The sequence below is a fragment of the Janthinobacterium sp. TND4EL3 genome (assembly GCF_900156175.1).
Classification (GTDB): Bacteria; Pseudomonadota; Gammaproteobacteria; order Burkholderiales; family Burkholderiaceae_D; genus Janthinobacterium.
In genome coordinates, this window is record NZ_FTMV01000051.1 from 1 (window position 1) to 8,204 (window position 8,204).

General features: G+C 63.3%; 5 protein-coding genes. All 5 read right to left on the reverse strand.

Features of this window, described 5'->3' with window-relative positions:
• Nucleotides 1-171 precede the first annotated feature (171 nt).
• The 5 genes from BXA07_RS29340 to BXA07_RS29360 are packed head-to-tail and all read right to left on the reverse strand — an operon-like array spanning nt 172 to nt 7,621.
• Nucleotides 172-1,296, reverse strand: coding sequence for a VWA domain-containing protein (locus BXA07_RS29340; protein ID WP_244556459.1), 1,125 nt, complete (start codon nt 1,294-1,296; stop codon nt 172-174).
• 41 nt (nt 1,297-1,337) lie between these two features.
• A complete protein-coding gene (locus BXA07_RS29345) occupies nt 1,338-3,563 on the reverse strand; it encodes a DUF5682 family protein (RefSeq protein WP_076573215.1) in 2,226 nt (741 codons plus the stop codon).
• A 16-nt stretch (nt 3,564-3,579) separates the two neighbouring features.
• Nucleotides 3,580-4,662, reverse strand: a complete 1,083-nt coding sequence (locus tag BXA07_RS29350; RefSeq protein WP_212592398.1) for an ATP-binding protein — start codon at nt 4,660-4,662, stop codon at nt 3,580-3,582.
• Between the two features lie 8 nt (nt 4,663-4,670).
• Nucleotides 4,671-6,266 (reverse strand): DUF5691 domain-containing protein, encoded by a 1,596-nt coding sequence (locus BXA07_RS29355; protein ID WP_076573217.1) that lies wholly within the window; start codon nt 6,264-6,266, stop codon nt 4,671-4,673.
• Nucleotides 6,263-7,621, reverse strand: a complete 1,359-nt coding sequence (locus tag BXA07_RS29360; protein WP_076573218.1) for an SWIM zinc finger family protein — start codon at nt 7,619-7,621, stop codon at nt 6,263-6,265. The genes BXA07_RS29355 and BXA07_RS29360 overlap by 4 nt, the downstream gene beginning before the upstream one ends.
• Nucleotides 7,622-8,204 lie beyond the last annotated feature (583 nt).

Sequence of the window (8,204 nt, forward strand, 5' to 3'; positions counted from 1 at the left end):
GGTTATCGTCAGGCTTGTTATTTGGTGAAACAGCCCCCGGCTGTTTCACCTAGAGAAAAACCCGATCAGCAATGGTCGGGTTTTTTTTCGTCTGGATGTTTTGCCAGCAACGCCGGCGGACGAAAAAAAGGCAGCGCTGCGCGCTGCCTTTGTGCCTTCTGCCATCAGCGGCTATTCGGTGCCGCCGATAACGTTAATGCCTGCCTGGGCAGCCCATTGCGTCATATCGTTACGCTTGATGGCCGAGGCCATGAGATCTGGAAACAGATCGGGAGTGCAGGCGAAGCAAGGTGCGCCCATGGCTGCGAGCCGGGCCGCGTTGTGATGGTCATACGAGGGTGCGCCATTGTCATCGAGGGCCAGCAAGACGATGACTTGTACGCCGCTGGCCAGCAAACTGGCTGCCCGCGCCAGCATTTCCTTGTTATTGCCTCCTTCATACAGATCGCTGATCAGCACAAAAATCGTCTCTTGCGGACGCGTCACCAAACCCTGGCAATACGCGAGCGCACGATTGATATCCGTGCCGCCGCCCAACTGCGTGCCGAACAGCACGTCAACGGGATCGGCCAGCAATGGCGTCAGGTCGACCACCGCCGTATCAAACACCACCACCGATGTGGAGACAGCTTTGATGCTGGCCAATACGGCGGCAAATACGCTGGCATATACTACGGATGGCGCCATCGAGCCGCTCTGATCGATACACAGCACGATGTCGCGCAGCGACTGTCCCTTGCGCCCGAAGCCGATGCGGGTAGCCGGTACGATCGTCCGATAGTCTGGCTGGTAATGTTTAAGATTGGCACGTATCGTGCGCAGCCAGTCGATTTCATTGTGGCGCGGCCGCATATTGCGTACTGCACGGCTCAGGCTACCTGCCACGGCCTGGCGCAGCGGCGCAGCCAGTTTGCGTTCCAGTTCTTGCACGACCCGGCTGACCACTTGCCGCGCCGTGGCCTTGGTCTTGTTTGGCATGATGCGGTTCAGGCTGAGCAGGGTGGCGACCAGATGCACGTCCGCTTCCACCGCTTGCAGCAGTTCCGGCTCCAGCAGCATTTGCTGCAAGCCCAGGCGTTCGAGTGCATCTTTCTGCATGACTTGCACGACGGAGGAGGGAAAATATTGACGGATGTCGCCGAGCCAGCGCGCCACATTCGGCGCCGACGCCGACAAGTTTCCGCCGCGTTCAGCCGCCGCTCCCTGGCCGTAGACGGATTCCAGCGTGCGGTCCATGGCCAGGTCGGCCTGGCTCAAGGCGATCTCGTCCTGTTGATCGGTTTTGCCCAATACCATGCGCCAGCGGCGCGCGGCTTCACCGGTCTTGATTGCATCGTTCATGCATGCTCCTGCGCCGGCGTGGAATCCAGCAATAATCGTAAGGTGGGCAAGATGCGCCGCGCCCGTGTTTCGTCCAGTGGCATGCCTGCCGATAGCGGAACCTGCGTGCCGCCGCCCTGGCTGGCGCGTTCCGATAACTGGCGCTTCTCGGGTGCGGCAAAGCTGCCGAAAGTGCGGCGCAGCAAGGGCAGCAGTTCGATGAAGGTATCGGCCGCCAGGCCGGCCAGCCAGGCATCGATCAGGCGCCACAATTCGTCATTGTGTATCAATAAAGTGCCGCTGCCATGCAAAAAGCCTTCCAGCCAATGGGCGCTGCTCAAGGGCGGCAGCGCATGGGAACAGCGCAAGGCCAGTTCGCTTGCCGTCCGCTCCATGCTCCAGTGGCCCTGCTCGTTGAGGGCGCGCGTGCAGCGCCCGGCCAGCAGTGCGTGCGTGGCGTCGTACAAGGCCGCCTGTTCCAGTGCCGCGAACCAGCTTGCCTGGTAATCGGCCCGTTGCGCCAGGCGGATGGCCTGGTCGGCGCCGACCAGCGTCTGCATGAGCGCCCCCGCCGCTTCGTCTGCCAGGGCGCGCACGCCGGCTGGCAGGGCAATGCAGGCGCGCATGACCAGGCCGTCGAGTATGCTGGACAGGGCGCTGGTATCTGTGCCGCGCACGCTGCCGTAACGCATGACGTTGACCAGTGGCGGCAGGGCCGCCAGCATATAGCCGAGGTCCGGCGTCGTTGCGCTCACTTCCTGCATGCGCCGCATGACGCCATCGATGGCGCCTTGCAAATCGGCCAGCAGGATCTCTTCCACCAGCGCCGTCAGTTGCGGCAAGGTCTCGGCGCTGGCCGCGCGGCTGAGTGCGCATGCGGTGGCGGCATCGGCCACCGTACTGCCCCACAGGCTTGCTTCGATCAGCTTGACGGCAAATTCCGGTTCCCACGCCAGTTGCCACTGTTCGTGGAAGGTGCCGCTTTTCCCATGTACGCGCAGGCGGCGGCCCCAGCTGATGTCCAGCAGGGCCAGGCGGTGCAGCAAGACGCTCTTTTCCAGGTGCGCCGTTTCACGCAGATCCAGGGCGAGTTCGCTCGCATCGGCGCGCACCGGCAGGCGCAAGCGTTTCTGCAGCGCCTGCACATCCTGCACCAGGGGCAAGGTTGGCACGCTGGCCGGCACCTGGCCCAGGCGTTCGTTGATCAGCAGCGCCGAGGCGATCAGGCGCAGCGGCAGTTCGCTGTCGTAGCAATAGACGGAGCGCACGGCGTCCTGCAATTCGCCCAGGCCCGCACGCGAACGCTCGCGCATGGCGGCCAGCGTATCGGCGAGGCGCAAGGCTTCGATGGTGTGGGCCGGCGACGCATCGAGATCATGCTTGCGCAACAGCGTGGCGACATCGGTCAACCAGTACAGTCCCGCCTGCTCAGGCCGTTGCCACAGATGGTGATACCAGCCTGGCGCTTCGACCCCGGCGCCATAGCCGCTGCGAAAGGTCAGCCGGCCATAGCTCCACGGCGTCCAGGTGGCTGCCAGTTTGATTTTTGGCAAACCCTTGAGCAGTTCCGCATCACTCTTGGCGCTGGGCATCTGCTTGAGCGCGGGAACGTGATAAGCGCCGCAAACGACGGCAATGCGCTGGTGTCCCTGTTTTTCCGCCTGGCGTATCATGCTGCGCATATAGGCTTCGCGACGGCTTTCCAGCGCATTTGGCGGCAGTGCGATTTCGCTGCGCACCACGTCCATCATTTCGGCAATGGCCGCAAACAAGTCCAGGCTGTCGCCGCGCTGCTCGACCAGGTGGTCCCACCAGGTTTCGGTGTCGCCAAAGCCGGCGGCACTGGCCAGCCAGCGCAGCGGGTCCGCATGCATGGCCTCGTCGCTTGCGGGCGTGTCGGCTTCGGCGTCTTTCTCGCCCGCAATCTCGGCCAGGCGATGCGCTTGCGGCAGGTCGCAAAAGCGCACGGGGGTGCCATGCGCCTGGGCAAAGCGCATGGCTTGCCATTCCGGCGAGAATTCCGCAAACGGATACATGACGGCGCGCCGCGGCTCGGCCGGTGCATACACGAGCAGCGCCACGGGCGGGCACAGGTCCGCGTCGCCCGCGTAGCGTATCAGCTCGTCCGCTTCGGGCGGTCCCTCGATCAGGATGCAGTCCGGCTGCAAGGCTTCCAGCGCCCGGACCAGGCTGCGCGCGCAGCCGGGACCATGGTGGCGGATGCCGAAAAGGTGAATGCTCATCGTTGCCTGTTGGGATTCAATTCATGACGTCGCGGCAAGCGCGATACAGGTCTTTCCAGCCATCGCGCTCCTTGACCACTGTTTCCAGGTATTCCAGCATGACGACGCGGTCTTGCACCGGGTCCTTGACGATGGCGCCCACCATGCCGGCCGCCAGGTCGGCGCCGCGCAGCACGCCATCGCCAAAGTGGGCCGCCAGCGACATGCCGTGCGTGATCACGGAAATGGCTTCCGCCGTGCTCATGCTGGCACTGGAACCTTTCAGCTTGGTCTTGCCATCGGCCGTCACGCCTTCGCGCAATTCGCGGAAGACGGTCACGATGCGGCGTATTTCTTCCAGTGCCGGCGCTTCGCCGGGCAATTCCAGGGCGCGCCCCAGGCTGGCAACGCGGGTTTCCACGATACGCACTTCTTCATCGGCCGTGCGCGGTGACGGCAGCACGACGGTGTTGAAGCGCCGTTTCAGTGCGCTCGACAATTCATTCACGCCGCGGTCACGGTCATTCGCGGTGGCGATCACATTGAAGCCTTTTTGCGCCAGCACTTCTTCATCGAGCTCGGCGATCGGCAGCATTTTCTCCGACAGGATGGTAATCAGGCTGTCTTGCACTTCGCCGGGGATGCGCGTGAGTTCTTCGATACGGGCAATTTTTCCTTCGCGCATGGCGCGCATGAGCGGGCTGGGCACGACCGCGTCGAGCGATGGCCCCTTCGCCAGCAGGTGCGCGTAATTCCAGCCATAACGCAGTGCCTCTTCGCTGGTGCCGGCCGTACCCTGCACGATCATGGTCGAGTCGCCGCTGATGGCGGCGGCCAGGTGTTCCGAGACCCAGGACTTGGCCGTGCCCGGCACGCCCAGCAGCAGCAGGGCGCGATCCGTGGCCAGGGTGGCGACGGCGATTTCGATCACGCGCGCATTGCCGATGTACTTGGGCGTGATCTCGACGCCGTTGTCGAGCTTGCCGCCCAGCAAATACTTGGAGACTGCCCATGGCGACATCTTCCAGCGTGGCGGGCGCTGCCGGGTGTCGGCAGCGATCAAGGCTTCCAGTTCCGTGGCGAACTGGTTTTCAGCATGCTGGCGAAGAATGTTGGTAATGCTGGACATCAAATTTGCTCCTGAAAAGAGAGGGATAATGCATGCCTGAAACGGATCACGCTGAACATGTCGTCGACGGGCGCCTGCCAGCTGGCCCATGCCGGCGATCCGGTCGGCCAGCCTGCTTCGCAGGCAGCCATGGCGGCCGGATCGAGTACTTGCGCAAATGCTTCGAGCGTCGGCTTGAAGTGCCAGGCAGGTACTGAAAATGTGGACAGGCCGGCGCGCAGGCGCTGCATCACGGCCAGCGACAGGGTGGCTGGCCAGGGCGCAGGCGAGGCGCGCGCGGCGTCGGCCAGCACGCCCAGCAGTGGCAATTGCGGGTCGCCCCACGTGGGGCCGCAGGCGTCGACCAGCTGGGCAAGCCGGGAATGCACGTCGGCGGCGGGCAATGCGCCATAGGCGGAGAAAAAATCGCGCGCATAGTGTACGCGCACGCCATCCGTCGCCAGCCAGAGCAAGGCCAGCGCCTGCAGCCAGTCGCCCAGTGCCGCGGCTGCGGCCGGCGTGGTCGTGCCGGCGTGCATCTGCCGCAGCAGGGCGCTGCTCCATCCCAGCACCAGGGCGCCGTGGAACTCGTTGCTGAGCGCCAACTTCAGGCACTGTGCGGGAGACTTGTCAAACAGTTCACTCCAGTGCAGCGGCGACAGCGATGCCAGCATGTCGGCCAGCCAGCCTGCTTTCTCGCCCAGTTGCGGCCAGCCTTGCGCGCCGATGCCATCGCGCAGCATGGATTTGTCGCTGGCGGCGGGCAGCGCGACGTCTAGGCTATCAGGAAACAGTTTGCGCCGTTGCAGATGGAGCAATGGCGTCAGCCGTTCCAGCATGCGCTGTTGCAGCGCGCAGCCGGGCAAGGTGCGCAACAGCTGCTGCGCCTGCAACCTGACTTCCTTGCGGCGGTCGTCCAGCGCCGCCTCCAGGAAAGCTTCATCGGCCAGGCTCAGCGAGACGCTCAAGCAGGGCAGGAGCAGCGCGCGGTCTTCGGGTGATTCCTGGCTCCAGCTTACCTGCAGGCACTGCAAGGCCGCGGCGGGATCGCGTGCCCGCAACTGGCGCAGGGCCAGCACGCGTTGTGCGAGCGTGCCCGCTTCCCACTGCGCCGCGATGTCGCCGTCGTCATTGCCAGGCGTGCTGCTCGCCCACGTCCATTGCGCATGTTGCCGCGCCAGCCAGTGGCCGCGCGCACCCAGCACGGTCACGATGGCAGGCCGCAGCGCCTGCTGGCTGCTGCCCGCTTCCAGCATCCTGGGCAGCAGGCGGGCCGGAATGCGGCAGTGGTGCAAAGCGGCAAGGCGCAACCATTCGCCACGCAATGGCGGATGGCTGTCCCGCAGCAGATGCGCCAACATGGCTTCCGCACGGGGCGGGCAAGCCTGCAACGCATCGTCTTGCGTATCGGTACTGGAGATCGCTGTGGCTGGCACGGCAGCGGGCGGGAGGTAGCCGGCGCGCGTCCACAGGGCGAGTGCGCCGATGGCACGCCAGAGCCTGCCTTCGCCGGCATCGTCAACAAGCAGGGGGCGCAAGTCTTCCGGCAATTCTGCTTCGAAGGCAATCTTGGCCCGGGAACTGCCCATCTGCAGGGCGGCGTCGAGTTTGCTCATGCGCAAAAATCGCTTTCAAAGTTATACAGGCGGCCGTCGGCCCATACGCTCCAGGGCGCGAAGGCGCGGCCATCCCATTCGCCCGCCAAGGTGACGGGGTGGCCGCCGCTGACTGCCAGCAAGTGCCAGGCATGGCGGAACGATGCGTTCACGGGCAGGGGCCGTCCATCGGGACAGCGCAGCAGCAAGCCGGCGTCTTCCATGTGCGCCGTCATGCCGGACAAGGCCAGCGGATAGCGCTCGAGGAATGGCTGCGCCGCCAGCGCGTCGGCATAGGACTCCATTGCGGCCAGGAAGGATGGCTGCTCGGTCGGGAACGTCGATAGCGGCAGCGACGTACCTGGCTCGCGGACCAGCGCGCGCAGCGGACAGGCGCCAGGGTAGAAGCAGAGTTCGCCTTCAAATTGCGTGCCGACGCTGATCGCCTGTTCGAAGCCCTGCGGACCGGCAGCAAAATGCAGCAGCAGTGCCCAGCGGCCGCTGCGCGCGCCGCGCAGCCACGTGGCACGCGTGCGTATGCGGTCTTCCTCGCTGTGCTGTTGTGAAAGTACTTGCCAGCAATCGGTGACGCCGGCCAGGGCCAGCACGTCTTCGCTGCTGGTGGTCCAGCCGATGTGGGTCCGCACATCGTGTTGCAGGTCGGGCGAGAGCGTTTCCAGCCTGGCGTAGGCATCGCCAAGCATATATATAGCGGCCAGTTCCCGCCCCAGTTGCTGGCTCCAGTCTTGCACGCCGCTTTGAAAGCACAGCTTGCCGGCGCGCCGGATGCGGCCGGCCAGGCCGGCGGCCTGGGCGTCGACCAGACGGGCGGCCATGGCTTCCCAGTATGCGGGGCCGCGGTCGCGCACGGTGGCCAGGCCCTCGCGTTCCAGGTCATGCAACCAGGTGTGCAGTGCGGCCAGGCCGCTGGCCACCTTGTTTTCGCGTTTTTCCGCGCGCTTCAGGTTGGTGGCGGCGCTTGCGGCAGATTGCTCTTCCGTTTGCGCGGCCGGCTGCTCCGATGCGCCAGAGCGCTTTTTCTCGGCACGCTGCTGGCGGTCGCGCAGCCAATCGCTGACCCATGGGGGCGCTTCCGCTGCTGCGAACAAGGCGCTGTCTTGCGCCAGGAGCAGATACAAGGCGAGTCCATGCTTGCATGGAAACTTACGGCTGGGGCAGGAGCATTTGAAGGCAGGTTCGCCCAGGTCGATCTGGGTGCGGTAGGGATCCTTGCCGCTACCCTTGCATTCGCCCCAGGTGGCCGTCTCCGAGCGGCCCAGCTTATCCCATTTGGCGGGAGAGGCCAGCTGGCTACCTGCCTTGGCGGAACTGGCATCGGGTGCCAGGGAGAGAATTTGATCGGTATTCAGGAGCACGAAGCGAACCTACAGGTAAATTGTCAAATGGTCAGGGTGATGTATTTAACCATGAATAAGGCGTGGTACGTTTGAAAGCTGACTTTTATATTAACTATTGCCGGGGAATTGAAAAATGATTCCATGTATTACGGAGAAAGCCTTGCTTCCGCCGGAGCGCTTTGCTATAGTTCGCCTCCCCAATGAGACGCAGCAGTTTGCGAAACAACGGGATCACTGGAAACGGTGAGGGTAGTAAAAAGAAGGAGTTGACGGATTTAGCGAAATGCTTCATACTCTTCCTTCTTCGCAGCTGACAAACACAACGCTTTGTCGATAGCGCGAAAGCAGTACCGAATACAGTTCTTTAACAATTAACAGTCGATAAGTGTGGGCATTTGATGTAGGTGCAGCAGCGATCTTCGGATTGCTGTAATACTTAAAATATCAAATGTTCACAAGAAATAATGAAATAGGCGCTACGAAAGTAGTGGCCTGTCAGTTTTTTGAGTGAGCGACCCGTCAGCAATGACGGTGCCGGTAAAACGGCAAAGTAACAGAGATTAAACTGAAGAGTTTGATCCTGGCTCAGATTGAACGCTGG

Excerpts from the sequence above, each read along its gene's own strand:
- BXA07_RS29340 (WP_244556459.1), bottom strand. The coding sequence starts at position 1,296 with ATGGTATTGGGCAAAACCGATCAACAGGACGAGATCGCCTTGAGCCAG.
- BXA07_RS29345 (WP_076573215.1), bottom strand. The coding sequence starts at position 3,563 with ATGAGCATTCACCTTTTCGGCATCCGCCACCATGGTCCCGGCTGCGCG.
- BXA07_RS29355 (WP_076573217.1), bottom strand. The coding sequence starts at position 6,266 with ATGAGCAAACTCGACGCCGCCCTGCAGATGGGCAGTTCCCGGGCCAAG.